A 24865-nucleotide genomic window follows, 5' to 3' on the forward strand; every position below is an offset into this window, starting at 1 on the left:
CTCATCTTTAGAATTTAAATCAATCTTACTTGCTGTTTTTCTTTCGTGATTTATTAGTGCGAATACTTCTCTTAAGCCTTTTTGAATGATTTCAAGTGGGCGTAAAGATTGCTTGATTAATAAATATAAAATAGCTGAAATTATTAGCAATGAGATGATAAACATTGTTAGGTTTTGTTTTAATAAATTATTTAAATTTTCATCAAAATCTTTGTTTTCATTAGTGCTACAAATTGTCCAATTTAATTTATCATAAGTTGTACAAACTGCATTTTTATCATGGTTTTCAAAATTGTATTCAATAGTTTTAAACCCGTTATAATCTTGTGCTTTAGACAATTCTTGTTTAATTGTGTCTATAACAGGATTTTGTTTTAATTCATACTTTGGATTTATATGTAAAGTAAATTGATTGTGTGTATCAAATGCAAATATCGCATTTGTAGCTGAGTATTTTAGTTTTAATACACTATCTTTTAATGGTTTTAGAGTTAAGTCTCCGCCAATTACTCCAATAATTTTTCCATTTTGCATAACCGGAGCATAAATTGTCGCTATAACTGTCTTTAATCTATCATCATAATAAATATCGTCACTTAAATTTACAACTTTATCAACTAAAGCTTCTTTAAACCAATTACGTTCCCTAGCATCAAAATCCTTAATTATATGTGCTGCTTCTTCATTACCCTTATAGAATGTTTTGCCATCTTTAACCTTAGCAAAATATAAAGCATTAAGTCCTGATGGAGAATATAATAAATTTAGTCTTCTTAAAATCATATCTTCATCTGTATCAATATTAACTTCTTCAATAGCTTTAGCAAATTTTGTTAAAAAATTCATCTTACCAGAGAAATATGAATCTACATAGAGCATTGTAGCTTCAAGTGTTTTTTGTTTACCTAAATTAGAATAATTTACAGCGTCATTTTTAGAACTGTTATAATTTAGCAACCCTAATAGAATAAAACAAATAACTAATGGAATGCTTACTAATAGTGGTATTTTGTTAGTTAATTTCATAGATTTTCCTTTAAAAGTAATTGCTTAAATGAAAGATTATAGATATTAAGAATTAATTAAAACTTAATCTTTGTGTTTTGTATTTTTAAATAGTAGTAAAAATTCACTCCCTTTATTTAGCTCGGAATTTAACATTATTTTAATTTTATGTATTCTAGCTATCTTTTTTACTATTGAAAGTCCTAAACCTGTGCCTTTTATTTGCTTGTTTCTGCTTATTTCTTGTCTAAAAAATCTCTCATATATTCTATTTTGAATATCCTTGCTAATGCCTATACCAGTGTCTTTTATGGATAAAACTATGTGTTTTTTGTTTATATTTAAACTAATAATTATTTTGCCATTATCTATATTATATTTAATCGCATTATCAATTATATTATAAAGCATAGTTTTTATTAGTTTTTGATTGGAAAAAAATATAAACTCATCTATATTCATAAGTATTTTTATATTTTTTTCACGGATTTTAAAATCTAATTCTTTAATAATTTGACTTAAAACATTGCTTATATTTACATTTGTCATCTCAAAATTATTAACTTCATCTAAAAATGATAATTTAATAATCTCATCAATCATCTCAAGTAAAGCACTTGATTGATTGTAAATTGTATCTATGAATTGCTTTTCATCTTCTTTTTTTACTAGATTATTTTTAAGCATTTCAGAGCTTAACATTATTGAAGTAAGTGGAGTTTTTAACTCGTGAGTAACATTTGCACTAAACTCAGCTCTTATCTTTTTAAATTGTTTATTATGTTCTTTTACTTGAGATAAAAAAGTCTTTAATTCATTGTATTGAAATGATTTATCAAGCTCGTTTATGTCAAGTTCGTATAATGGTTTTACTATGCTTTTGCTTATAAAATATGCAAGAGTTAAGCTAAGTAATGTTATTAGTAAAAATACTAAAAATATTGTTTTAAAAATTTCTATTTTAAAATCAAGATTTATAAAATAAATATTATCAAAAACGCTAAAAATCGCTGCTTGTAATAGTATCAAAACAAAAAATGAAACAAAAAATATAGCAAAAAATATCCTAGTTCTCATAAGCTATTTTATATCCTACTCCACGAATTGTTATTATGTATTTTGCATAATCTTTTAATTTATTTCTTAAAGTATTTATATGTATATCTAAAGTCCTACTTGAAATATTTGCTCCCCAAATTTCTTTTAATAAATCTTCTTTTTTAAGGCAAATGTTTTGGTTTTTAATGAGTTTTGTAAGTAATTCAAATTCTTTTAAAGTAAGGTTTATTTCTTCTTCATTAATGCTTACTATTCTAGTTTTTAGGTTAATTTTTAAATCTTTAAAAATGATTTCATTATTACAATCAATTCTTCTTAAAATATTTCTAATTCTTGCTAGGAATTCTAAAATAGAAAAAGGCTTAGTAATATAATCACTTGCTCCTAAATCAAGACCTTTTACTTTATCGTTTTCTTGATTTAACGCACTTAGTAAAATTACTTCAATAGCTTTTGTTTTTTCATTAGATTTTATTTTTTTTAGGATACTAAAACCATCTTCGCAAGGTAGCATAATATCAAGCACTAAAATATGTGGAATTTGATTGTTTAATTCGCTAAAAAGCTCTTTTGCATTAATTAAACTAATGACTTTAAAACCACTGCTTTCTAAAGCATATTTTATTAAGTTATTAATGCTTAAATCATCTTCTAAAACATACACCAAAGGTAAATCTTGCATAAGTTATCCTAATTAAAAAATATTGAAAATATTACAAAAAATAAGTAAGAAAAATAATATGAAAATAATTATTAATTTAAATAAATTCTAAATATTAAATTAATTTTGGTTTGTTTATCAAAAATAAATACAATTTCACTCATTTTTAAAAAAAGGAGACAAAATGAAAAAAGTATTATTAAGTTTAGCAGCATTATCTTTATTAAGCACTGCAGCAATGGCTAACGATGGAGCTACATTATTTAAAAAATGTATTGCCTGTCATGGTAAAGCAGCTGAGAAAAAAGCTCCAGGTGCAGAAATTATCATCAATACTTTAGATGAAAAAACAATTTTAGAAGCTTTACAAGGTTATAAAGCTGGAACATTTGGTGGAAAAGCTAAGAAAACTATGGAATTACAAGTTAAAAATCTTAGCGATGATGATATGAAAGCATTAGCTGCTTATATCGTAACTTTAAAATAATTCTTAAGTTCAGGAGCAATCCTGAACTCTTTTACAAACTAACAACAATTTTCATCATAAACATACAAATAAAAGCATTTAAAATACTTGTTATTATTAGTAGTATCCAGTATTTTTTAGCAACTCCTGCAACAGCTAATAATCTTCCTAAATACTGAAGTTGAGCTCCCATTAAAAATATAGCAGGTAAAACTATGCTAACTCCAATATTATCAATAACCCCATTTGCATATAAATTAACAGCAATTCCAACTCCAGCCGAAGTGCTAAGCCACGCTGATAAAAGTATAGTAATTGCTTCTCCTGGTAAGCCAAAAATATTCATAATAACGCCACAATAATCTCCTAAGAATTTCATAACTCCTAAGATTTTTAACATTTCAGCTATTACATAAGCCATTAAAACATTAGGAATTAGATTATATAAAGCGATATTAAAACCTTTTTTAGCACCTACTATAAAAATATCTAATGGGTTTTTGCTCTCATTATTCATTCAAAATCCTTTTTATAAAATGTATTTAAAACTATTCTTACAAAAATAGCTCCTACGAATTTCATAATTAGCATTAATACAAGTGGAATTATTGGTAAGCATACTAAATGTCCTAATAATGCTGAACCTATTGCAAAAAAGTTATTAATCATACCAGCCCCACTATATTGCCAAGCGCAAATTACTACTAAATCTTTATCGTTTATATAATTTTTATCCCTTGCTTCTTTACTCATAGCAGCACCTGCATCTGTGCTTTGTAAATCAGTAATTAATATAAGCCCACATAATCCAGGAACTCCTAAAATAGGTTTTAAAATAGGATTTAATAATTTTTGAGCAGCCTTAATAGCTCCATAATGCTCCATTACTTCAATTACTCCAAGTGCAAGCATTACAGCAGGAATTAAGCTAAATGCAAATAAAAATCCAGCCCTAGCACCACTTCCACCATCTCCTATGAAAGTCGTAGCTTTTATATTAGCTTCATCTAAGATTTTTGGGATTTTACCAAAACCACCTGTTAAAGTAGAAAAATCAAAAGCCTTTAGCATATCATGTCCTGCTAAAAGTCCTGAAAAAAATAAGATTAAAAATATTAAAGCAAGATAAGCACTAGGTTTTACTTTTCCTACTTCAAATTCTGTAGCTTTTTGCATACTACTCCTTTTAAATAAAATAAAGTTTTTATTCTACAATATTTTTTAAGAAAACAATAAGAAATAGTTATTAGTATTTATATTTTTTAAAGGAGTTAATATGGAAGTTATCAAACATTATGAGTATTTACACGAAATTCCAGAGCTTGGATTTAAAGAATTTAAAACGAGTGAGTATTTAAAAACTACTCTTAAAAATGCAGGTTTTAGTATAACTAATATAGGAGATACAGGTTTTTATACGGAGTTAGGAAGTGGTAGCAAGATAATTGGACTTAGGGCTGATATTGATGCTTTAGGTCATATAATTGATGATAAAGCTTGTGCAAGGCATACTTGTGGGCATGATGCACATATGTCTATGCTACTTAGTGCAGCTTTAATGGCAAAAAAGCAAAATATCATTAAAAATAACAAAATAAGATTTATATTCCAACCTGCTGAAGAATTAGGCAGTGGAGCTTTAAAGATGATAGAATTAGGAGCTTGTGAAGGTTTAAACTCTATTTTTGGAATGCATATTCGCCCAATTCAAGAATGCCCAAGTCCTAAAGCAATAGCTTCAATGTATTATGCAGCAAGTTCAGCTATAAAAATTACTATTAAAGGCAAAGCAGCTCACGGAGCAAGACCACATTTAGGAATTAACGCAATTGATGTAGGTGTTAGCATTATTGATGCTGCGAGAAAAATTTATATAGACCCAAATAAACCAAGTAGTATAAAAGCAACTAGATTTATATGTGATAGTGGGGTTACTAATTCAATTCCTAGCGAAGCTATTTTGGTATTTGATTTAAGAGCTCAATATAATGATAGTATGCAAGAGATGAAAGAAAAACTTGAAAAAATCATAACAAATATAGCAAATGCTTATGATGCTAAGGTGAGTTTTGAATACTTAATCAATATTCCCGCAGCTGTAATTAACAAAGATTTAGCTAAGATTTGCGAAAAAGTTATAAGCAATACTTTAGGAGAAGAGAATTTAATCAAAGAGCAATTTACACCTGGTGGGGAAGACTTTTTCTTCTATCCTATTAAATTAGGCATTCCATCAGCATTTATGGGCTTAGGAGTTGATTGTGCTCCTGGACTTCATCATCCTGAAATGAGTTTAAATAAAAATGCCTTAGAAAATGGTGTTAAATTGTGGCTTAATTTAATGCTTGAGCTTGAGAATTTAAAATAGGAATTAGATGAATTATAAATTAGGCGTTATTTTATTAATTGATTTATGCGTTTTATTGTGGCAAAACAGCTTTTTAAGTATTAGCCCTTATGAATTAAACGAGCTTAGCTCAAATAGTTTTAATGGGCTTTTTGCTAATTTTGCCTTAAGTGTTTTTGGCAATGAAAATATAAGATTTGCTTATATAATCTTGCATATTTTAAGCAATATTTTGCTATATAAAATATCAATTAAATACCTTAAAAATAACGCCTATATATCTAATATTATCTTTAATCTTACTCCAGGAAGCCTTGCTTCAGCATTACTAATTAATCCTGCAGGAATTATTATATTTACTTCATTACTTCTTGTATATCTTGCTATAAAAAGGCAATTTTATATATTTTATGGAGTATTGATTGCTTGTATTTATATTGATAAAGCTATGATTTCATTATATATTGCTTGTATTTTTTATGCTTATTTTAATAGATTATCAAAGTTATTAATTTTATCAATTTTACTAATGTTTGCTACTTTTATAATTTATGGATATGATTTTTCAGGCAGACCTAGGGGGTATTTTTTAGACTCACTTGCTATTATGTCGGCTGTGTTTTCTCCGCCTTTATTTTTGTATTTTTTCTATACGATTTATTATATTAGTTTTAAGGGTAAAAAGGACTTGTTATATTGTATAAGTGCGAGTGCTTTTATAATATGCTTATTATTATCATTTAGACAAAAGCCAGAAATTGCCGAGTTTTTACCATTTTTACTACCTGCTATACCTTTAATAATTGCTAATTTTTTAACTTCTTTTAAAGTGCATTTACCACAATTTAGAGCAAAACATAATGTGATATTATTTTTTGTATTAATTTCTTTAGTGATTAGCTTTTTATTTGTGATATTTAATCCATTTTTATATAGATTTGTTGATGAAAACGAGCATTTTGCTAAAAATTATCATTTAAATAAAGAATTAGCAAAAGAGCTAAAATCACAAGGCATTAATGAAATTAGTGTTCGTAATGATAATTTTAAAGTATTAGAATTTTATGGGATTTTGCCTTGTTATCAAAATTGCAAAATAATCACTCCTTGTGAAAAAGGAAATATCAATATAAACTTTTTTGCTAAAGAATTTTCATTTTGTTTAAAGAATGAAATTTAATATAAATATATAAGTAATTATTGTAATAATTTTCAAAAATTTTTAAGTATCATTAAATAAAATTAAACGAAAATTAATTATTTAAAAAGGAGATTTAATGCAAGTTAATTTATCTAATATTTATAATAATACTTATCATAAAATGGGCGAGAGTTTTGGTGGAGTAAAGAGTGAAAGCGAATTAAAACAAATTGATGAAAATATCAAAAATAATAAAATTGATGATATAAAAACAGGCAATAATAGTGGCAATAAAATCTATTTTGAAAGTAAAAATGGCATAAGTTCTGCAAGTATTAGTGATGAGAGTTTAGATAAATTAAAAAGCCATTTTGATAGCAAAGACTTTTATAAGCGTGAAGATGGCAGTATTATTTTAAATGGTAATGCAGAAAAATATATAAGTGGTTGGTTTAGTGACATTGCTTATGCTAGGGGATATGTAGCTGCTAATAAAAACAATAATGATTTTTTAAATAAAGATGAATTATTAGAGCTTAATGTAGTAGCTAAGTTTAGTTTAGATGGAACAAATCCGCAAAATTATCAAAGCTATCAAAAAATTGAGCGTTTTTTAGCTGATAATACTACGATTTTAGATTCTGTGCCTAAAAATATTGATGAAGCATTAAATCAAACAATATTATCAAATAGTGATTTTGATGATACGATAACTTTAGGTGAGAGCGAAGAATTTGCAGCTAATAAAAACCCACAAAACCTAAACACACAAAATACAAGCACTCAAAATGTAAATCTAGCATCAAATGAAATAAAAAGCACTAATGTTGATGATGAAGAAGCAAAGAAAAAGCAAGAAATCGCAAACGCACTATCAAGCCTAACAAGGATTAAAAATACAATTAATACAAACGGGGTAAAAGCACTTAGTAAGGCTGATTTAGATAAACTTGAAATCTTAAACATTGACCCAAATTCATTGCAAAATCCTCAACTTTTAGAGCAATTTAACAAAGCTAGTGATAAAGCTAACGAGCATTACGCTAATTTTTTAAATGTTGATAAGACTTATATAGATGAGAAAATGGCAAAAAGCGATGAGTTTTTAGGTGATTTTACTCACGATAGTGCTGATATAGTAAAAGATTTGCTAAAGAATAAAACGCTAGATAAATTAGCATAAATTAATATGATTTAATTCAAATTCAATTTTAGAATTTGAATTAGGTATTTTTTAAATAATATTTATATGAAGACTTTTTAAAATATCTAAAGCTTTTTGGTGCAAGTCTTCATCATAACTAGCGGTTGCGTCTTTATCTATAAAAATATTTGCATTAGGAAGTGCAGATTTTGCAATCACTGCATTTGATAAGACACAAATATTACTTACAAGTCCAACTATTTCAATATTTTTATAATTTTTATTGCTTAGATAATTTCCAAGTTCAATTGAGCCAAAAGTATTTTTATAAAAGCATAAATGATTTTTAGAAAACTCATTTAATTTTCCATAAACTTCTATCCCATTTGTGCCTTTAATACAATGTTTAATAGGTAGATTTTGCCCTTCTATAGTGTCTAAATAATCATCATTATGTGTATCAATAGTAAAGATTATCTCATCATTATTTTTAAGATATTTTTCATATTTTTCTAAGATGATATTTTCTAAATTCTGTGCCTTTAAAAACCCTAAAGAGCCTGTTACAAAATCATTTTGAAAATCTACTATTATTAAAAGATTTTTCATGAATTTCTTAAGCTTTCGTATTCGCTTGGAATTAGATTAAGCCTTACATCACAAGGACTAAAGCCAACTCGCTCACCTAATTTAAACAATACTTCAAGTGATTTTATTTGCTCATCTTTTAGGCTAATACTATCATCGTTTGCATAAAGACTTAGATATTTATTAAGCTCATCTTCATTTACCCTCACTTCGTTTTTGCCAAGCAATATACGACTTAATAAAGCTTTATTTTGAGTAGCGACTTTTACTGCACGAGTTAGCTCATTTTCAATTTTAATTGCATCACTTAGCATTAAAGAGCGGCGTATTGCCATTCCACCAAGTGGTAAGGTAAGCACTTCGCCACATTCAGCCTTGCAAAACTCCGCCCAAATATCCCAAATCTCACGCTCAACTCTTAATTTATCACTAAAATTAAGAATACTCTCATGTATTAACACCCCAGCATCTACACTACCATCTAAAACAGCTTTTTCTATATCTAAAAAGTTCATATAAGTAATTCTTGCATTAGGATATGCTAGTTTAAAAATTAAAGCATTTGTGGTATTTTCCCCACTTAAAGCCACTTTAAAATTAGGTTTTAAAATCTTATCTTTTAGAGTGATTAGTTTTGGACCATAGCCATTGCCAAAACTAGTAGCACATCTTAGCAAGGCATATTCGCTTTGAATTTTAGGATACACAGCAAAAGAAATTGCACAAACATCATAAATATTATTTAAACTTGCTTTATTTAGTGTTTCTATATCATCAGCAACGCTAGTATAATCAAACTCCGAACTTATCCAACCATAGCGAATTGCCGCATACATAAAAATATCATCAGCATCAGGGCTATGAGCTAGGCTAATTTGCTTCATTTAAGCAACCTTTAAAAATGAATTTATGCTCTTCGGGTAAAGCTTCATAAATATTGTAAGCTAGCTCTCTAATCTCTTTAAGTGCAGCTTTACTAGTTCTAAGAGTTAAGAAATTTTGTAAAGCTCTTGCATTTATACTCCAAGTAAGCTCGGTTTTATAACATTCTGGCAAGGCATATTTGGCAATATCTTGTGTCATTCCTTCGGTATTTAAAATAATTCTTAGTTTTTCTAAAGCACAAATACTAGCATTATCAACCAAGCGATTTCCAGTTAGCACAATATATTTTTGTGCATTAGCAAAATCAAATTCCTTAAACTCACTTTCATTTCTTAGTTCTTTTAGAGTATATCTAGTGCTTTTTACTGATAAACTTGCGTGGCGATGTCTTGCTAATTCTTGCAAACAAGCTCTTGAAATACCTTGAATATAAAAATTATAATTTAAATGTTCAAGCGTGCTAGAGTGCTTATAAATATTTCCGATACGATTTATTAGTTCGCAATCTTTTTCTCCTCCGTTATCGCCTTTATCAAAGCTTTGCCAACAAGTTCTCATAGCGTGAGAACAGATATTTAGTGGGGTGTAATTAAGTAGTGTAATTCTCATTATTTGCCTTTAATTTGATTTTTTTCATTATAGTTTTTTTATATAAATCTTAAGGAAACTTCAATGAATATGCTAAAAATCTCAATTTTAAGTATTTCCTTAGCAACCGTTACAGGTGGAGCTGCCGTTGCACCTGCTTTAGGACTTATTGCTAAGCATTTTTCAAATGATAGTGAATTACTTATTAAATTAATTATTACTTTACCTTCACTTTTTATTATCTTTTCAAGCTTAATTTTTGCAAAATTAGCAAATTATTTAAGCGTTAAGCAACTTGCTTTTATAGGTTTTATATTGTTTATAGTTGGCGGGGTTGCTCCGTTTTTCTTAGATGACATAATTCAGGTTTTGGTGTTTAGAGCGATTTTAGGCTTAGGCACTGGCTTTTTAATGCCATTAAGTGTTTCTTTACTTGGCTTTTTATTTAAAAAAGAAGAGCAAGGAAAACTAATGGGACTTAGTGCAATGTGTAATCAATTAGGAGCAGTTATTACCGTTAGTTTTTCTGGCTTTTTAGCGTCAATTTCTTGGCAATATAGCTTTTTAATATATCTTTTTGCTTTGGTTTTATTTGTTTTAAATATGATTTTTTTACCTAATATAAAAATAGCGGAGAAGAAAAAGAAAATAGATTTAAGAAATATAAAAAATCTTAGTGGAATTTATATTAATTTATTTTTAGTCCAAGTTTTGTTTTTTAATTTTACGAATAATTTTTCAATAATTTATCAAAAAGAGCAAATTATTAGCGCAAGTTTTATTGGTGTAATTATGGGATTTAATGGCTTGTTTGGTGCAATTGCTTCTATGAATTTACATAAAGTTGTTAAAAAAATTAGAACAAAAATCAAAATCTTAGGAGCATTTATTTATATTTTAGCCTTTTTACTTTTTGCTATAAGATTTAGCGAACATATAGAAATCGCAGGAATTAATTTAATGCTAATAATAGGAATAATTGCAGCTATTTTAAATGGTCTTGCAGTTGGCTTTAGCTTACCATTTTTGTTTTCGCAAATTAGCACTAGAAGTAAAAAACAAAACCTAGCTACAAATATGGCATTAGCTAGTATTGCGACATTTAGCGGACAATTTTCTAGTCCATTAATAGATGAATTATTAGAACATATTTTCAATCTTCATCATCCAAGAGACGCATTTTTAATAGCTATGTTTATTGCAATATTCTTATTTATTTATAATCTTAGGTTAAAAATCAAATTAAGAAATTAAAAAAAGGAAAGGTATGGCAAAAGCAAAAGAAACAGCAGTAATTGAAGATAAGGCAAAAGCCCTTGAAGCTGCATTAAAAGGCATTAATAAAGCTTGTGGAGAAGGTGCTATTGTTAGATTTGGAGATAAGCCTATTGTAAAGGCTGAGCCAATTTCTACAGGCTCACTTGGGCTAGATATTGCACTTGGAATTGGTGGAGTTCCTAAAGGAAGAATAGTAGAGATTTATGGGCCAGAAAGTAGTGGTAAGACAACGCTAACACTTCAAATCGTAGCTCAAGCTCAAAAGATGGGTTATACTTGTGCTTTTATTGACGCTGAACACGCACTTGACCCTGTGTATGCTAAGAATTTAGGCGTAAATATTGATGATGTTTTAGTATCTCAACCAAGTTGCGGAGAAGAAGCATTAGAGATTGTAGAACGCTTAGCAAGTAGTGGAGCGGTAGAGCTTATAGTAGTAGATAGTGTTGCTGCACTTACTCCTAAGGCTGAAATTGATGGAGAGATGGGAGATACTCATGTAGGTCTTCAAGCAAGACTTATGAGCCAAGCTTTAAGAAAACTTACTTCAGTAGTTAGCAAGATGAACTCAATGGTAATTTTCATAAATCAAATTCGTATGAAAATAGGTCAAACAGGTTATGGAAGCCCAGAGACAACAACGGGTGGAAATGCACTTAAGTTCTATGCAAGTGTAAGAATTGATATTAGAAAAACCGCTACATTAAAACAAGGCGAAGAGCCTATTGGAAATAGAACAAAAGCAAAAATAGTTAAAAATAAAGTTGCACCTCCATTTAAAACAGCAGAATTTGATATTATGTATGGAGAAGGCATTAGCTACGAAGGCGAATTAATTGATTATGGTATTAAGCTTGATATTGTAGATAAAAGTGGTGCTTGGCTTAGCTATGGTGGTAATAAACTAGGTCAAGGTAGAGAAAATGCTAAAATTTTCTTAAAAGAAAACAAAGAAATAGCAAATGAAATTGCAGAAAAAATCAAAGCTAGTATAGGCGATGATATTACATTAGAAGGAGAAGTTGGTGAAAATAGCGAAGATTGATGCACTTGAAGTGCTAGATAGCAGGGGTAATCCTAGCGTTAAGGTTAAAGTAGTTTTAGAAAATGGTATTAGTGGCGAAGCAATAGTTCCAAGTGGTGCTAGCACAGGGATTAATGAAGCTTTAGAATTAAGAGATGGTGGGAGCTATTTCTTCGGTAAAAGCGTAAGTAAAGCAGTAAATAATGCTAAGCATGTTGCAGCTGGACTTATAGGCAAATGCGTATTTAATCAAAGAGAAATTGATGAGCATTTATTAGCAGTTGATGGCACGAGTAATTATTCTAGCTTAGGTGCTAATGCAGTTTTAGGAATTTCAATGGCAGTTGCAAAAGCAGGAGCAAATGCTAGTAATTTACCATTATATAGATATTTATGTGGAGAGTTTAACGCACTTCCTACACCTATGCTAAATGTATTAAATGGTGGAGCTCATGCTGATAATAATATAGATATTCAAGAGTTTATGTTGCTTCCAACGGGTTTTGATACTTTTAAAGAAAAATTATTCTCAAGTGCAATTACTTATCATACTTTAAAAGATATTTTAAAGAAAAAAGGCTTAAGCACAGCATTAGGAGATGAAGGTGGATTTGCACCTAATTTAAGAAGCAATGAAGAAGCTATTGAATTATTGTTAGAAGCTATTAATAAAGCAGGTTTTAGTGGCAAAATCAATCTAGCATTAGATGTTGCAGCAAGTGAGCTTTATAGTGATGGAAAATATGATTATGAGGGCAAAAAGCTAAGCAGCGATGAGATGATTAATGAGTATGAAAAATTATTAAAATATCCTATTTTAAGCATAGAAGATGCACTTGCAGAGCAAGATTATGAAGGCTGGGTTAATTTAACTAAAAAAATCGGCTCAAGAACACAATTAGTAGGAGATGATTTATTTGTAACTAATGTTAAATTATTACAAAAAGGCATTGATGAAGGTATGGCAAATGCGATTTTAATCAAGCCTAATCAAATCGGCTCAATCTCTCAAACAATAGACGCTATTAAACTAGCTCACGCAAATGGCTACAATACTATAATGAGCCATAGAAGTGGGGAGAGTGAAGATAATTTCATAGCTGATTTTTCATTAGTTTGCAAGTATATTAAAACAGGTGCTCCTGCAAGGGGAGAAAGAACAGCTAAATATAATAGATTGCTTGAAATTGAAGCAGGATTTTAATGCAAGAATTATTAGACAATCATAATTATAAAAAGTCTAATTTAAAGATTTTTACAAAGGGCATTTTAGAAATTGCCCTTTATGTATTTATTTTATTTTTTGGGCTTTTTGCGATATTGTTTTCTAAATCATCAATAGAGACAACTATGATGCTAGATACAAGGATAGAAAAGCTAAAAAATCAAATATACGAGCTTAATAAAACCAATGCACAATTGCAAAAAGATTATTTTGAATTGCTAAGCATTCAAGGCGATTATGATAATTGATTTTTCAAAATACTCAAGCGTAAAAATCGGCGCAAATTGTGAAGTAAAAGTAATTGATGAGATGATTAAACACGATTATTTAGTCATTGGAAATGCTAGTAATTTGCTAATCAATCAGCCTAAAAATCTTGCAATTTTAGGCAAAAAATACGAATATATTAAAGAATATAATGATTATTTAGAAATAGGGGCTAGAACTAGCTCATATAAATTATTTAATTATTGTAAGAAAAACAATCTAACAGGTTTAGAATTCTTATCACACCTACCAGGACAAATGGGCGGCATTACTAAAATGAATGCAGGAATGAAAGAATTTGAAATAAAAAATTATATTTTAGAAGTAAATGTTGATAATGAATGGATTAAGCCAAATTTTACTTATAGAAATAGTGATATAAAAGGCACAATTTATGCTATTAGGCTTAGATTAAACAAAGGTTTTAGCCTTGAATTAGTAGAGCAATTTAGCAAAATGCGAGAAAATCAGCCAAAAGGTGCTAGTTTTGGTAGTATTTTTAAAAACCCACAAGGCTTTAGCGCAGGAGCATTGATTGATAAAGCAGGGCTTAAAGGCAAGGTAAAAGGCGGTGCAAAGATTAGCGAAATGCACGCAAATTTCTTAATAAATTTTAATAAAGCTAGTTTTGAAGACGCATTGTATTTGATAAAACTAGCACAAGATGAGGTTTTGAAGCAATTTAATATACTTTTAGAACCTGAAGTTCTTATTTTAAATTAAATTCCAATATAAAAATATTTCAAAAAATTTTTAATTTATTTACTTTTGTTAATGGGGGGGGGTATTATAATCATTATCAATTTAAAAATTTAATAAATTATTTATATTCTAAGGAATTTGTTTTGAATATTTTCAAAATTATCATATTTGTATTGATTTTAGTAGGTTTATTGACATTTACGGCTTATTTTATTTTGCTTAGTTTTGAAATTATTTAAAGATTTTATCTTATTGTTTTAGGCAATTAACCCTAAAATATCATTAAAATTAATATTTTTATTAAAAATATACAAATAATTTTTAATTTCCTTGCATTTTGCTATCTTTTAGGTTATTATTTTGGCTTATTTTTTTAAAAAAGGAGATTATTATGAGGAGTTTACTTTGGCTCAGCTAGGAGCACTTTTTCTAAAGTAGGTTTTGTTTTAGCTCTTGCGGGTGGTGCTGTTGGACTTGGAAATGCGTGGAAATTTCCTACAATGGTTGGGACTAATGGTGGTTCTGCCTTTGTTTTACTTTATTTATTCTTATGTTTAACCTTAGGTTTATCTTTATTTTTAGCAGAAATTGCATTAGGAAAAATTACTAAAAGTGATTTAGCTACAAGTTATTTTACCCTTGCTAGATTTAAGCCAAAATTATGCAAAATAGGTGGAGTTTTTATGCTTACTGGCATACTTGTATTATCGTTTTATTTAGTGGTTTTATCTTTAGTATTTCACTATATATTTTTAAGTTTTTCTTTACCTAATACCTTAGATGAAGCAGGAACGCTTTTTAATAATGCAATAAGCGAGAATTTATTTATTAGCATAATTTGCTTTAGCATTTGCTTTTTTATGACTATTTATATAGTTAGTCGCGGGATAATTAATGGGATTGAGAAATTAAATGTGATTTTAATGCCTGCATTATTTGTAATACTTTTATTAATGCTAGGTTTTAGCTTTACTCAAGATGGATTTTTAGATGCGTGTGAGTTTTTATTTAAACCTGACTTTTCTAAATTAGGGCTTAATTCTTTGCTTGATGCTTTAGGACTTAGTCTTTTTACTTTATGTCTTGGGATAGGTTGTATTAGCACTTATGCTGCTAGTTTAGATGAAAAAACTAATATTTTAAAATCAAGTTTATTTGTAGTGTTTATAAATCTTTTAATAGGTCTTATGATGGGACTTATTGTTTTTACTTTTGTATTTAAATTCGGAGCAAATCCTAATGAGAGTGGAGCAGGACTTGTATTTGTTAGCCTTGCTACTTTATTTTCAAAATTTGGTTTTTTAGGCGAAATTTTATCATTTAGCTTTTTTATAGCTTTATTTTTTGCAGGAATTACGAGTGCTGTTTCTATGATTGAGCCATTTACTTTTTATCTTGAAAATAAAATGAGTAGAAAAAAAGCTTTGATTATTATTGGAATTTTTGTTTATATAATAGGTATTTTAGCTCTTCTTGGAATGGCTAATAAGCTTAGCTTTAATACTTTTGATGCTTTAGATTTTTTCACAAGTAATATAATGCTTCCTTTAGGAGTGTTGTTTTCTAGTATTTATGCTGGATTTTTAATGAAAAGATATTCATTCTTTAAAATCTTTTTACCTATATTTGGCAAAAATTTAACTAAGTTTTATTTTATTTTTTTAAGATTTGTAACACCAATTATAATAATTTTGATATTAATTAATAATTTTTACCCCTTAGGAAGTTTTTTAAAGTAGAATTAGGCAATTTTTATTTACAGGAGTTAAAAATGTTAGAAGATTTAGGCATAAAGCCGGAGAAGATTTTTTACAATTTAAGTTATGATGAGTTAAGAGCTCACGAGTTAGAGTGCCGTGAAGGTGAAGTTTGTCAAAATGACACATTTGCAGTTGATACAGGTATTTTTACGGGTAGAAGCCCTAAGGATAAGTATTTTGTAAATTCTCATCCATCAAGTGAAAATATAGCGTGGGGCAATGTAAATAGAGCTTGCACTAAAGATATTTTTGATGATAATTTAAGAAGAGCAAAAGAATATTTAAATGGCAAAAAGCTTTATGTTATGGATGTATTTTGTGGAGCTAGCCTTGATAGTAGAAAAAAAATAAGATTTATAACAGAAATTGCGTGGCAAGCACATTTTGTTAAAAATATGTTTATTCGCCCAAGTGATGAAGAACTTAAAGACTTCAAACCTGATTTTGTAATCATAAATGCGTGCAAATTAAAAAATGAAATGTATAAATATCAAGATTTAAATAGCGATGTATTCGTAGGATTTGATATAGAAAATAACATAGGATTAATTCTTGGCACTTGGTATGGTGGCGAGATGAAAAAAGGTGTGTTTTCTATGATGAATTACTGGCTGCCTTTACAAGGTAAGATGAGTATGCATTGTAGTGCGAATGTTGGTAAAGATGGAGATGTTTGCTTATTCTTTGGTCTTAGTGGCACAGGTAAAACTACTCTTAGCACAGACGCAAATCGTGCTTTAATAGGTGATGATGAGCATGGTTGGGATGATAATGGTGTGTTTAACTACGAAGGTGGTTGTTATGCAAAATGTATTAATCTTGACCCAAATAGTGAGCCTGAAATTTACGCAGCGATTAAGAGAAATGCTTTACTTGAAAATGTAGTTATAACTTGCACTAAAGAAGTTGATTTTTGTGATGCTAGTAAGACAGAAAACACTCGTGTAAGCTATCCAATAGAGCATATTGAAAATCACGAACCAAGCTTAAAAGCAGGTCATCCATCTAATATAATTTTCTTATGTGCTGATGCTTTTGGTGTTTTACCTCCTGTATCAAAACTAAACAACACTCAAGCAATGTATTATTTTTTAAGTGGATATACTGCAAAAGTTGCGGGAACTGAGCGTGGTATAAAAGAGCCTGTTGCTACATTTTCTGCTTGTTTTGGCGAACCATTTATGCCGCTTAGTCCTAGTGTTTATGCGAAATTATTGGGCGAAAAGATTAAAAAACACAATGTAAATGTATATTTAGTAAATACCGGTTGGAGCGGTGGAAGTTATGGCGTTGGTAAAAGAATGAGTATAAAAGCAACTAGGTCTTGCATTAACGCTATTTTAGACGGCTCTATTCAAAATTGTGAATATTACAATTATGATGTATTTAATTTAGCAGTGCCAAAGAGCTTAGATGGGGTTGATGAAAGATTATTAAATCCTATTAAAACTTGGGAAAATGAAGCTGATTTCATAGCTACAAGAGATAAATTAGCAAAAATGTTTATAGAGAATTTCAAAAGATACGGCGATAAGGCTAATGAGTTTTTAGACGCAAGTCCTAAGCTATGAGCCTAGATAGTTTTTTACAATTTAAAATAAACAAAGATGGTTTAAAACCAAGAAAACTAGATACCTTACCACGATTCGCCCTAATTTATGGGGCAATTTCTAGTGGTAAAAAATCTTTAGCATTTTATAATTTAGATGAATTTACTTATATTAATATGAGTGATTTAAGATTTATAAATGCTGATTTTAAAAGCTTCATAGAAAAAAATAAAATCAAAAATTTAATAATAAATGAGCCTTTTTTAGAATTTGAATTAGGAAATTTAGAGCGTTGTTATATATTAAGCTCTAATAAAAATTATTCTTATAAAGACTTTATTAAAATAAGGCTTAATTTTTTAGATTATGAAGAATTTATTTCATTTTCAAAGAAAAATTATAGCCCTAGCGAGCATTTATCAAATTATTTATTATTAGGGCAAAATCCTGCCAATGTGGATTTAGACCCACTTAACGCTGCTTTAAATACTCAAGCTATTTTAAAACAGCATTTAAGCGAAAACGAAATAATCACTCTTAAAGAATTAGCTTTAAAAATAGGCGTTCAAACAAGTATTTTAAGTCTTTTTAGTGAGTTTTTAAAACATAAAAAAATAGCAAAAAATGATTTTTTTAAATGCGTTTATTCTTTAGAAGATAGATTTTTATTGCATTGGGTAAAGCATATTAAAAAAAATCTAAAAAAGCCTTATTTTTATGATTTTTCAATGAAAAACTCACTTAGTTTTAAAAAGGATTTTTCTAAAACTTATGAGAATTTAATAGCTAATGAACTTTTGATGGTTTATGATGAGATTTTTTATGATGATGATATAAATTTTATTATTAGTTCGGCTAGTTTAGGAATACTATGCGAAGCTTTTACTAATAAAGATTTTATAAAACTAAAAAGCAAAAAATTAAGCAAAAAAGCCAAAGAATTAGGTCTTAAAAATATCTTAGTTTTATCATTAAACGAGCAATTTAATTTCGTTAATGATGAAATTAGATTTATAGGACTTACTTTAAATACTTGGCTAATTTCAAAGGAATTAAATGATTGGGATTGACGAAGCTGGGCGTGGAGCGTTTGCGGGTCCATTAGTGCTTGCAGCTTGTAAGCTAAAAATAAATATAAACGAATTAAATGATAGTAAAAAACTAAGTGCAAAAAAGCGTGAGAATTTGTATGAGATAATTAAGCAAAACTCTGATTATTTAGTAGTTTTTGTTGATAATGAATATATAGATTTAAATGGAATTAGAGCGGCTTATCAAAAAGCTTTAGGAGAAATTATAGAGCATTTTGAAAAAGATGAATTATTATTTGATGGTAATACTGATTATGGAATGGGTATAAAAACTCTAATAAATGCTGATGAGATAGAACCTTGCGTTATGGCTGCTAGTATTTTAGCTAAGGTTAGTAGGGATAATTTTATGGCTAATTTAGATGATAATTTATATGATTTTAAATCTCATAAAGGCTATGGAACCAAAACTCACATAGAAGCTATTAAAATTCACGGCTTAAGTTTATTACATAGAAGGAGCTTTTGTGCTAAATATAGTAGATGATTATTTAGCTACTGCTAATGGTAAAGAGCTTTTAAAGGCTTTAGATTACGAATATGAAAATAATATAATTTATCCACAAAAAAAGGATTTATTTAAAGCCTTTAAATTATGTGAAATTCCAAAAGTAGTGATTATAGGACAAGACCCATATCACGATGGAAGTGCTGATGGTTTAGCGTTTTCATCTAGTATTAAAATTCCACCTAGTTTAAGAAATATTTTTAAAGAAATCTTAAATGATTATCCAAATGAAGCTGTATTTTTACAAAGTGATTTGAGCTATTTAGCAAGACAAGGCGTGGCATTATTAAATGCAAGTTTAAGCGTGCAAAAGAGCAAACCTAATTCTCACAAGCATTTATGGGAAGATTTTTTCCTTTATGTTATACAAAGGATTAGTAATGATTATGATAATTTAGTCTTTATGTTGTGGGGGAGTTTTGCAAATAATTATGCAAAATATATTAATACTAAAAGGCATTTAATATTAAGCTCGGCTCATCCAAGCCCACTTGCAAGGGGTAAATTTTTTAACAATCAACATTTTTTAAAATGTAATGAATACTTAAAATCAAAAAATAAAAGCCTAATTAATTGGTTAGAATAGTTTTTAATAATGCTTAATTTATTAATCTTTTGTATAATGTAAGTTTTTTCAAAAAGGAGCAAAAATGGCAGATTTAGATAAAGAATTAGAGGTTTTGTTTAAGGACAATACAGATGATTATTTAACTTATGAGATGATAGTTAAGTTATTTAAAAAAGCTCCAACAGCAGCAAATATAAAGACTATTAAGAATTTAGTAAAAGAATATAATGTAAATCTTCTAAGCTCGGCAGAAATTGCTAAAATGAGAAATCTAAAAGAAGCAAAAGAAAGAGCAAAACAAAGAGAATTATTAAGAGAAAATGAATTAGAAGGCGATTTAAGCAAAGATTATGATTTAAGCGAAATTAGTAGAAGTGAAAGCCCTGTTAGAATGTATTTAAGAGAGATGGGTCAGATTGATTTGCTTAGCAAAGAAGAAGAAGTTGAAATAAGCAAAAGAATTGAACTTGGCGAAGATATTATAATTGACGCTTTTTGTAGTGTTCCTTATCTAATTGATTTTATATTAGACTATAAAGATGCTTTAATTAATCGCGAGCGTCGTGTGAAAGAATTGTTTAAGAATTTTGATAATGATGAAGATGAAAATGAAGAAGATTTAGAAGAAGATGAATTAGATGATAGCGATGAAGAAAGAAAGCCTGTAAAATCTTTAAAAGAAGATAAAAGAGCAATTAAAGTAATTGAAAGCTTTAAAGCTTTAGAAAAGGCAAAAAAAGAATGGTTAAAAAGCTCACACAAAGAGCAACTTAGCAAAGATGAATTGCAAAATCATATAAATATTGCTTTCAAAAAGAATATTTTAAAAGAAAAATTATTAGCTTTAGGGCCAACTTCTAAACTAATTAATGAAATCGTAAAATCTATGGAAACGGTTTTAAAAAGTGATGTAGATTTTGATAAAGAATTAAAACGCTTAGAATATCGTTTGCCTATGTTTAGCGATGAATTAAAAGAAAGACATAAAAAAATCTTAGATAATATTACTAATTTAAGTAAAGAAGAAATCACAGAATTAGCTTTAGAAAATACTATGGTTAGCACTTATATGGAGATTAAAAAGCTATTCCAGACAAAAGAAGCTAGTGAAAATTGCTTTGATATGGATAAAGAAAGATTAAAAGAGATTTTAGAGCAAATCAAGCGTGGTAAAAATATTAGCGATACTGCAAAAGGTAAGATGGCTAGGTCAAACTTAAGATTAGTTGTAAGTATTGCTAAACGCTATACCAATCGTGGTTTAGCATTTCTTGACCTTATTCAAGAAGGAAATATCGGTCTTATGAAAGCGGTTGATAAGTTTGAATATAAGCGTGGATATAAATTCTCAACCTATGCTACTTGGTGGATTAGACAAGCAATTAGCCGTGCGGTAGCTGATCAAGCAAGGACAATTAGAATTCCAATCCATATGATTGATACGATTAATAAGATTAATAAATTTAGTAAAAAGCGTGTGCAAGAATGTGGAAAAGAGCCTACAATTGATGAAATTGCTAAAGAAATCGGTATGAGTGAAGATAAGGTTAAACAAGTTATGAAAATAGCAAAAGAACCTGTAAGTCTTGACGCACCTGTTGGAAGTGATGATGATGGAAGATTTGGTGATAGCGTAGAAGATAGAAGTAGCATTAGTCCGCTTGAGCATATTTTAAAAGAAGATTTAAAAGAGCAAATAAATGGAGTTTTAGAGCAACTTAATGAAAGGGAAAAAACCGTTATTAAACTTCGTTTTGGACTAACTGATGATGAGAGTGATAGAACTCTTGAAGAGATAGGAAGTGAGTTAAAAATCACTCGTGAGCGTGTAAGACAAATAGAAAGCACAGCTATTAAAAAACTTAAATTCCCTAAATACGGAAAACAATTAAAAGGAGCAAGTTCGTGAAAAAATATGAAATATTTAATGTAAATTGCTCTCATTGTGTTAAAAAAATTAAAGATAATTTAGAAGATGAGTTTAATAATATTACTTTTAGTGATGATTTAAAAACAATTATCATTGATTGCGATGATAAAGATTATCTTAGCAAATGCTTAGAAGAACTTGGCTTTAAATTAGGCAAAGAGATTTGAATTTCAAAAGGCTTTTTAAAAATTATTATTAAAAAGCCTTTTTTATAGCGGTAGAATTTATAAAGCAAAAAAACAATCAATTTTATTTTAATATTAGTTAAGATTATAAGCTAAATAACGATTTGAGATTAAATCTAGGTTATGAAAGAATTTTCGGTGCTGATTTTAATATTAACAATCAATTTAACATAGCTATAAGATATATTCTAAAACATTTCTAGCATTGCTAGGGGTTAAAAATTAAATATTTTTAATTTACTTAATTTAATGTTACTAAAAGTTACAATATATCAAAATATTAAATAAAATAATAATAGTATTAATTAAAATTTAATTATAATAATTCAAATCACTAATAAAAGGAGAATTTCAATGAAAAAAGCAGTTTTAGCTATTTTGGCTTTAGGTTTTATTACGAGTGCTAGTGCATATTCTTATAATAGATTTGGAGATATGTCTTATTATGGTTATCCTCCAACAAATAATACCTTTAAATTTAAGTGTGCAACGTTATATACTTGTGCTATGCAAGGTATGACTATTAGGGATAATTGGAATAGGTTATTTTAGGTAAGCAATTGTCTTACCTAAAAGGATTAATATGAGATTATCAAATACTAATATTACTAAGCCTATTTTGAATGTTGTGTGTAAAGATATTAGAGCTTTAAACCAAGTTGTTTTTAATCAAGCAGAGCAAGTAAAGGCTACTGATGTAAAAAGCATATATAATACCGAGTATAAAACTAATAAAAATGATTTTTATAATACTTATTTTTCTTTTAATCAAAAAACAATAGGATTTGATTTAAGCAATAAAAATCGTGAAAAATTACAAGAATTTTTTAATGAAGATAATTTTAAATATTTTGATGATAAATTGATTTTGCAAAAAGACGCTGCTTCTTATGTTGGTTCTTGGTTTAATTATGTTGCTTTTAAGCAAAACTATTTAAATGCAGATATTAATAAAAATGGTGTTTTAAATAAAACTGAAATGTTAGATATAAAACTTCAATTTCCAAATAGCAATGTTTTTACTAATATTAGTAAAACTGATATAGATTGTCTGGAGCTTTTAGGAGAATTGCAAAACTATACAAGTATTAGTAATATGATGAATTATTATATTCAAGATGATAAAAATTATGATTTAGCAATAACAGGTCTGGAGAAAAACGGAGTAGCTGGGATTAATTATGTAGTAGAAATAATTATGAATAATATTGATAAAAATAAATTGCAACAAAGTATTACTAAAGCAACTCAAGAAGACATTAAAAGACAAAGCGATTTAGCTAATGCTCTTATAAAAATAAATAATGATGATTATAGTAAGCTTAGTGAAGATGAGAAAAAAATCTTAAATTCTTTAAATATAGAAATTAATCTAATAAATATAATAGGTGAAGATAAAATAAATGAATTGGTTAAAAATAATAAATTAGATGATTTTATAGATTTTACTAAAGACTTTTTAGAAGAATTAAATAATATAAAATTAATTAACATTAAGGTTTAAAATATTTTTTTTAATTTAATGTTACTAAAAGTTACAATTTATCAAGATATTAAATAAAATAGTAATAGTATTAAATAAAATCAAATTATAATAATTCAAATCAATTTTAATATATTTAATTTCACAAAAATACTAGTTCGTATCATAAGTTTTGGTATTTTAAGATAGCTTTTTTGTAAGTATTCTAAGAGATATTAAAGACCAATTAATTGTGGTTATAGCTATAAATATCGCAAGTATATGTGTATGAATTATTGATTTAACGGCAGACTTTATTGCTGTTATGTTTTTAAATATTTAATTAAAGTAATAAACATTAAGGATTATTTATGAAACACTATATTAACAATACTTCTAACACTCCAATTATGTGGCAAGATAATATTGCTAAAAAAGAGTTAAGCACACAAGAACTAGCAAGTATAAATGCTAGTATAAAGAGCAATTCTTTTAGCGTTAAAACAAATAGAGCACAAGATTATAATACTTATTTTAAATTTGGTAATGAAAACATTGGAGTGAAATTAAATGAAGCTAGTATTGAAAAATTAAAAGATTTTTTTGATGAAGATAATTTCATTAAAACTAATAAAGGAATTATTTTAGATAAAGATGCAGCTTCTTATGTCGCTGGATGGTTTAGTGATATTGCATATAAACAAAAATTTCTTGAATCAGATATTGACAATAACGGAGAATTAACTCACAAAGAAGCAAGGAATACATTAAGTGGATTTGATGAAGATGCAGTTCTCATAAGCGATGAAAAAACCAAAGAAAAATATATAGTTTCAAATTCTATTACAAAAACTTATAAGAAAAGTGATTTTTTACCAAAAAATGATGGTTATTATTCAGATATTTCAAATTCTATCAATGATGCTATAAAAGATGATAAAAATCTTGATGGTATTATTACATTTGGTGAGTTTATGGATGTAGGTGAAAAGGGATATTTTGAAGATTTTATGAGCGAAAGTGGTTCTAATGCTCCTGCAATTAGCCTTGATGATTTAATAAATGGACTTACCAAGCATTCTAGGCAGCTTGCCGAAAAAGCTGAAGAAAAATTAACTGAAGTAATAGCCAAGATTAAAAAGCTTGGAGTTGATAAGTTAGACCAAAGTGATAAAGATGTATTAATTCAACTAGGAATTGACCCTGCACCTTATGAGAGCGAATTTAAATTAAAACAGATTATAAGTGATAAACTAAATATAAGTCCTGATAAAGTAGAAAGCCTAGCAAGTGAAAATAAATTAGATGATTTTGTAAATTTTAGTGGAAATTTTGCAATAACTCTTAGTGAAACAAAATTACTTGATATAAAAGCTTAATTTTTAATTTAAATTCTTTGTAATAAAATGGGCTAGTTTAGGGTAATAAACA

Annotated in this window: 26 protein-coding genes and 1 pseudogene; 19 read left to right on the forward strand and 8 right to left on the reverse strand. The window is 28.0% G+C overall.

Going from position 1 to position 24865, the window contains the following annotated elements; translation table 11 throughout:
* The 3 genes from AVBRAN12640_RS08255 to AVBRAN12640_RS08265 form a co-directional block, all read right to left on the reverse strand.
* On the reverse strand, nt 1-1026 hold a 1026-nt coding region (locus AVBRAN12640_RS08255; protein WP_336608964.1), incomplete at its 3' end, for a cache domain-containing protein.
* A gap of 63 nt (nt 1027-1089) precedes the next feature.
* On the reverse strand, nt 1090-2082 hold the full coding sequence (locus AVBRAN12640_RS08260; protein WP_336608963.1) for a sensor histidine kinase: 993 nt from the start codon (nt 2080-2082) through the stop codon (nt 1090-1092).
* The gene (locus tag AVBRAN12640_RS08265; RefSeq protein WP_239803033.1) at nt 2072-2746 is read right to left on the reverse strand and encodes a response regulator transcription factor; all 675 of its coding nucleotides are present in this window, start codon (nt 2744-2746) and stop codon (nt 2072-2074) included. The genes AVBRAN12640_RS08260 and AVBRAN12640_RS08265 overlap by 11 nt, the downstream gene beginning before the upstream one ends.
* Nucleotides 2747-2909: 163 nt before the next feature.
* On the opposite strand from AVBRAN12640_RS08265, the gene AVBRAN12640_RS08270 reads away from it, so the two are divergent.
* Nucleotides 2910-3212: a c-type cytochrome gene (locus AVBRAN12640_RS08270; RefSeq protein WP_336608962.1), complete on the forward strand. Its 303-nt coding sequence runs from the start codon at nt 2910-2912 to the stop codon at nt 3210-3212.
* 31 nt (nt 3213-3243) lie between these two features.
* On the opposite strand, the gene AVBRAN12640_RS08275 is transcribed toward AVBRAN12640_RS08270, so the two are convergent.
* Nucleotides 3244-3708, reverse strand: a complete 465-nt coding sequence (locus tag AVBRAN12640_RS08275; RefSeq protein WP_214118626.1) for a YjiG family protein — start codon at nt 3706-3708, stop codon at nt 3244-3246.
* Entirely contained in the window at nt 3705-4367 is a 663-nt protein-coding gene (locus AVBRAN12640_RS08280) for a hypothetical protein (protein ID WP_239803031.1), read from the reverse strand. The genes AVBRAN12640_RS08275 and AVBRAN12640_RS08280 overlap by 4 nt, the downstream gene beginning before the upstream one ends.
* 100 nt (nt 4368-4467) lie before the next feature.
* Here AVBRAN12640_RS08280 and AVBRAN12640_RS08285 point away from each other — a divergent pair, with 100 nt between their 5' ends.
* The 3 genes from AVBRAN12640_RS08285 (at nt 4468) to AVBRAN12640_RS08295 (ending at nt 7862) form a co-directional block, all read left to right on the forward strand.
* Complete coding sequence (locus AVBRAN12640_RS08285) at nt 4468-5559, forward strand: amidohydrolase (RefSeq protein WP_336608961.1); 1092 nt, start codon at nt 4468-4470, stop codon at nt 5557-5559.
* Between the two features lie 7 nt (nt 5560-5566).
* Nucleotides 5567-6718 (forward strand): hypothetical protein, encoded by a 1152-nt coding sequence (locus AVBRAN12640_RS08290; protein ID WP_336608960.1) that lies wholly within the window; start codon nt 5567-5569, stop codon nt 6716-6718.
* 97 nt (nt 6719-6815) lie between these two features.
* Complete coding sequence (locus AVBRAN12640_RS08295) at nt 6816-7862, forward strand: hypothetical protein (RefSeq protein ID WP_336608959.1); 1047 nt, start codon at nt 6816-6818, stop codon at nt 7860-7862.
* Nucleotides 7863-7913: 51 nt separating this feature from the next.
* Here AVBRAN12640_RS08295 and AVBRAN12640_RS08300 read toward each other — a convergent pair whose 3' ends face one another.
* Genes AVBRAN12640_RS08300 through thyX form a run of 3 tightly spaced genes read right to left on the reverse strand, consistent with a single transcriptional unit; the run spans nt 7914 to nt 9905 of the window.
* Entirely contained in the window at nt 7914-8432 is a 519-nt protein-coding gene (locus tag AVBRAN12640_RS08300; protein WP_336608958.1) for a cysteine hydrolase family protein, read from the reverse strand.
* Complete coding sequence (locus AVBRAN12640_RS08305; protein ID WP_336608957.1) at nt 8429-9295, reverse strand: menaquinone biosynthesis family protein; 867 nt, start codon at nt 9293-9295, stop codon at nt 8429-8431. The genes AVBRAN12640_RS08300 and AVBRAN12640_RS08305 overlap by 4 nt, the downstream gene beginning before the upstream one ends.
* Nucleotides 9282-9905: an FAD-dependent thymidylate synthase gene (thyX, locus tag AVBRAN12640_RS08310; protein ID WP_214150214.1), complete on the reverse strand. Its 624-nt coding sequence runs from the start codon at nt 9903-9905 to the stop codon at nt 9282-9284. Before thyX ends, AVBRAN12640_RS08305 begins: the two co-directional genes overlap by 14 nt.
* A 63-nt stretch (nt 9906-9968) precedes the next feature.
* Here thyX and AVBRAN12640_RS08315 point away from each other — a divergent pair, with 63 nt between their 5' ends.
* The 15 genes and pseudogenes from AVBRAN12640_RS08315 to AVBRAN12640_RS08385 all read left to right on the forward strand — a co-directional run bounded on the left by AVBRAN12640_RS08315 (nt 9969) and on the right by AVBRAN12640_RS08385 (nt 24813).
* Nucleotides 9969-11138: an MFS transporter gene (locus AVBRAN12640_RS08315; protein ID WP_214118611.1), complete on the forward strand. Its 1170-nt coding sequence runs from the start codon at nt 9969-9971 to the stop codon at nt 11136-11138.
* Between the two features lie 13 nt (nt 11139-11151).
* On the forward strand, nt 11152-12207 hold the full coding sequence (gene recA / locus AVBRAN12640_RS08320; protein WP_214118609.1) for a recombinase RecA: 1056 nt from the start codon (nt 11152-11154) through the stop codon (nt 12205-12207).
* On the forward strand, nt 12185-13390 hold the full coding sequence (eno, locus tag AVBRAN12640_RS08325; protein WP_214118607.1) for a phosphopyruvate hydratase: 1206 nt from the start codon (nt 12185-12187) through the stop codon (nt 13388-13390). Before recA ends, eno begins: the two co-directional genes overlap by 23 nt.
* Nucleotides 13390-13659: a hypothetical protein gene (locus AVBRAN12640_RS08330; protein WP_214120447.1), complete on the forward strand. Its 270-nt coding sequence runs from the start codon at nt 13390-13392 to the stop codon at nt 13657-13659. The genes eno and AVBRAN12640_RS08330 overlap by 1 nt, the downstream gene beginning before the upstream one ends.
* A complete protein-coding gene (locus tag AVBRAN12640_RS08335; RefSeq protein ID WP_239803022.1) occupies nt 13649-14401 on the forward strand; it encodes a UDP-N-acetylmuramate dehydrogenase in 753 nt (250 codons plus the stop codon). The genes AVBRAN12640_RS08330 and AVBRAN12640_RS08335 overlap by 11 nt, the downstream gene beginning before the upstream one ends.
* 395 nt (nt 14402-14796) lie before the next feature.
* Nucleotides 14797-16119, forward strand: a pseudogene (locus tag AVBRAN12640_RS08340) (sodium-dependent transporter); the annotation flags it as partial.
* A gap of 32 nt (nt 16120-16151) precedes the next feature.
* Complete coding sequence (gene pckA / locus AVBRAN12640_RS08345) at nt 16152-17711, forward strand: phosphoenolpyruvate carboxykinase (ATP) (RefSeq protein ID WP_214118600.1); 1560 nt, start codon at nt 16152-16154, stop codon at nt 17709-17711.
* Nucleotides 17708-18760: a hypothetical protein gene (locus tag AVBRAN12640_RS08350; protein ID WP_214118599.1), complete on the forward strand. Its 1053-nt coding sequence runs from the start codon at nt 17708-17710 to the stop codon at nt 18758-18760. The genes pckA and AVBRAN12640_RS08350 overlap by 4 nt, the downstream gene beginning before the upstream one ends.
* On the forward strand, nt 18747-19268 hold the full coding sequence (locus AVBRAN12640_RS08355; protein ID WP_214120593.1) for a ribonuclease HII: 522 nt from the start codon (nt 18747-18749) through the stop codon (nt 19266-19268). Before AVBRAN12640_RS08350 ends, AVBRAN12640_RS08355 begins: the two co-directional genes overlap by 14 nt.
* Complete coding sequence (locus AVBRAN12640_RS08360; protein ID WP_336608956.1) at nt 19249-19875, forward strand: uracil-DNA glycosylase; 627 nt, start codon at nt 19249-19251, stop codon at nt 19873-19875. The genes AVBRAN12640_RS08355 and AVBRAN12640_RS08360 overlap by 20 nt, the downstream gene beginning before the upstream one ends.
* A gap of 64 nt (nt 19876-19939) precedes the next feature.
* Complete coding sequence (gene rpoD, locus AVBRAN12640_RS08365) at nt 19940-21766, forward strand: RNA polymerase sigma factor RpoD (protein WP_214118593.1); 1827 nt, start codon at nt 19940-19942, stop codon at nt 21764-21766.
* Nucleotides 21763-21954, forward strand: a complete 192-nt coding sequence (locus AVBRAN12640_RS08370) for a hypothetical protein (RefSeq protein ID WP_214118591.1) — start codon at nt 21763-21765, stop codon at nt 21952-21954. Before rpoD ends, AVBRAN12640_RS08370 begins: the two co-directional genes overlap by 4 nt.
* A gap of 372 nt (nt 21955-22326) precedes the next feature.
* Complete coding sequence (locus AVBRAN12640_RS08375) at nt 22327-22524, forward strand: hypothetical protein (RefSeq protein ID WP_214118589.1); 198 nt, start codon at nt 22327-22329, stop codon at nt 22522-22524.
* 31 nt (nt 22525-22555) lie between these two features.
* Nucleotides 22556-23476, forward strand: a complete 921-nt coding sequence (locus AVBRAN12640_RS08380) for a hypothetical protein (protein ID WP_214118587.1) — start codon at nt 22556-22558, stop codon at nt 23474-23476.
* Nucleotides 23477-23805: 329 nt separating this feature from the next.
* Nucleotides 23806-24813, forward strand: coding sequence for a hypothetical protein (locus AVBRAN12640_RS08385; RefSeq protein ID WP_336608955.1), 1008 nt, complete (start codon nt 23806-23808; stop codon nt 24811-24813).
* The last annotated feature ends 52 nt before the right edge of the window (nt 24814-24865 follow it).

Source organism: Campylobacter sp. RM12640, from assembly GCF_020137595.1.
GTDB lineage: Bacteria > Campylobacterota > Campylobacteria > Campylobacterales > Campylobacteraceae > Campylobacter_E.

Excerpts from the sequence above, each read along its gene's own strand:
- AVBRAN12640_RS08355 (WP_214120593.1), top strand. The coding sequence starts at position 18,747 with ATGATTGGGATTGACGAAGCTGGGCGTGGAGCGTTTGCGGGTCCATTA.
- AVBRAN12640_RS08270 (WP_336608962.1), top strand. The coding sequence starts at position 2,910 with ATGAAAAAAGTATTATTAAGTTTAGCAGCATTATCTTTATTAAGCACT.
- AVBRAN12640_RS08265 (WP_239803033.1), bottom strand. The coding sequence starts at position 2,746 with ATGCAAGATTTACCTTTGGTGTATGTTTTAGAAGATGATTTAAGCATT.
- recA (WP_214118609.1), top strand. The coding sequence starts at position 11,152 with ATGGCAAAAGCAAAAGAAACAGCAGTAATTGAAGATAAGGCAAAAGCC.
- AVBRAN12640_RS08275 (WP_214118626.1), bottom strand. The coding sequence starts at position 3,708 with ATGAATAATGAGAGCAAAAACCCATTAGATATTTTTATAGTAGGTGCT.
- AVBRAN12640_RS08285 (WP_336608961.1), top strand. The coding sequence starts at position 4,468 with ATGGAAGTTATCAAACATTATGAGTATTTACACGAAATTCCAGAGCTT.
- pckA (WP_214118600.1), top strand. The coding sequence starts at position 16,152 with ATGTTAGAAGATTTAGGCATAAAGCCGGAGAAGATTTTTTACAATTTA.
- thyX (WP_214150214.1), bottom strand. The coding sequence starts at position 9,905 with ATGAGAATTACACTACTTAATTACACCCCACTAAATATCTGTTCTCAC.
- AVBRAN12640_RS08335 (WP_239803022.1), top strand. The coding sequence starts at position 13,649 with ATGATAATTGATTTTTCAAAATACTCAAGCGTAAAAATCGGCGCAAAT.
- AVBRAN12640_RS08315 (WP_214118611.1), top strand. The coding sequence starts at position 9,969 with ATGAATATGCTAAAAATCTCAATTTTAAGTATTTCCTTAGCAACCGTT.
- AVBRAN12640_RS08330 (WP_214120447.1), top strand. The coding sequence starts at position 13,390 with ATGCAAGAATTATTAGACAATCATAATTATAAAAAGTCTAATTTAAAG.
- rpoD (WP_214118593.1), top strand. The coding sequence starts at position 19,940 with ATGGCAGATTTAGATAAAGAATTAGAGGTTTTGTTTAAGGACAATACA.
- AVBRAN12640_RS08300 (WP_336608958.1), bottom strand. The coding sequence starts at position 8,432 with ATGAAAAATCTTTTAATAATAGTAGATTTTCAAAATGATTTTGTAACA.
- AVBRAN12640_RS08290 (WP_336608960.1), top strand. The coding sequence starts at position 5,567 with ATGAATTATAAATTAGGCGTTATTTTATTAATTGATTTATGCGTTTTA.
- AVBRAN12640_RS08385 (WP_336608955.1), top strand. The coding sequence starts at position 23,806 with ATGAAACACTATATTAACAATACTTCTAACACTCCAATTATGTGGCAA.
- AVBRAN12640_RS08260 (WP_336608963.1), bottom strand. The coding sequence starts at position 2,082 with ATGAGAACTAGGATATTTTTTGCTATATTTTTTGTTTCATTTTTTGTT.
- AVBRAN12640_RS08375 (WP_214118589.1), top strand. The coding sequence starts at position 22,327 with ATGAAAAAAGCAGTTTTAGCTATTTTGGCTTTAGGTTTTATTACGAGT.
- AVBRAN12640_RS08295 (WP_336608959.1), top strand. The coding sequence starts at position 6,816 with ATGCAAGTTAATTTATCTAATATTTATAATAATACTTATCATAAAATG.
- AVBRAN12640_RS08350 (WP_214118599.1), top strand. The coding sequence starts at position 17,708 with ATGAGCCTAGATAGTTTTTTACAATTTAAAATAAACAAAGATGGTTTA.
- AVBRAN12640_RS08305 (WP_336608957.1), bottom strand. The coding sequence starts at position 9,295 with ATGAAGCAAATTAGCCTAGCTCATAGCCCTGATGCTGATGATATTTTT.
- AVBRAN12640_RS08280 (WP_239803031.1), bottom strand. The coding sequence starts at position 4,367 with ATGCAAAAAGCTACAGAATTTGAAGTAGGAAAAGTAAAACCTAGTGCT.
- AVBRAN12640_RS08380 (WP_214118587.1), top strand. The coding sequence starts at position 22,556 with ATGAGATTATCAAATACTAATATTACTAAGCCTATTTTGAATGTTGTG.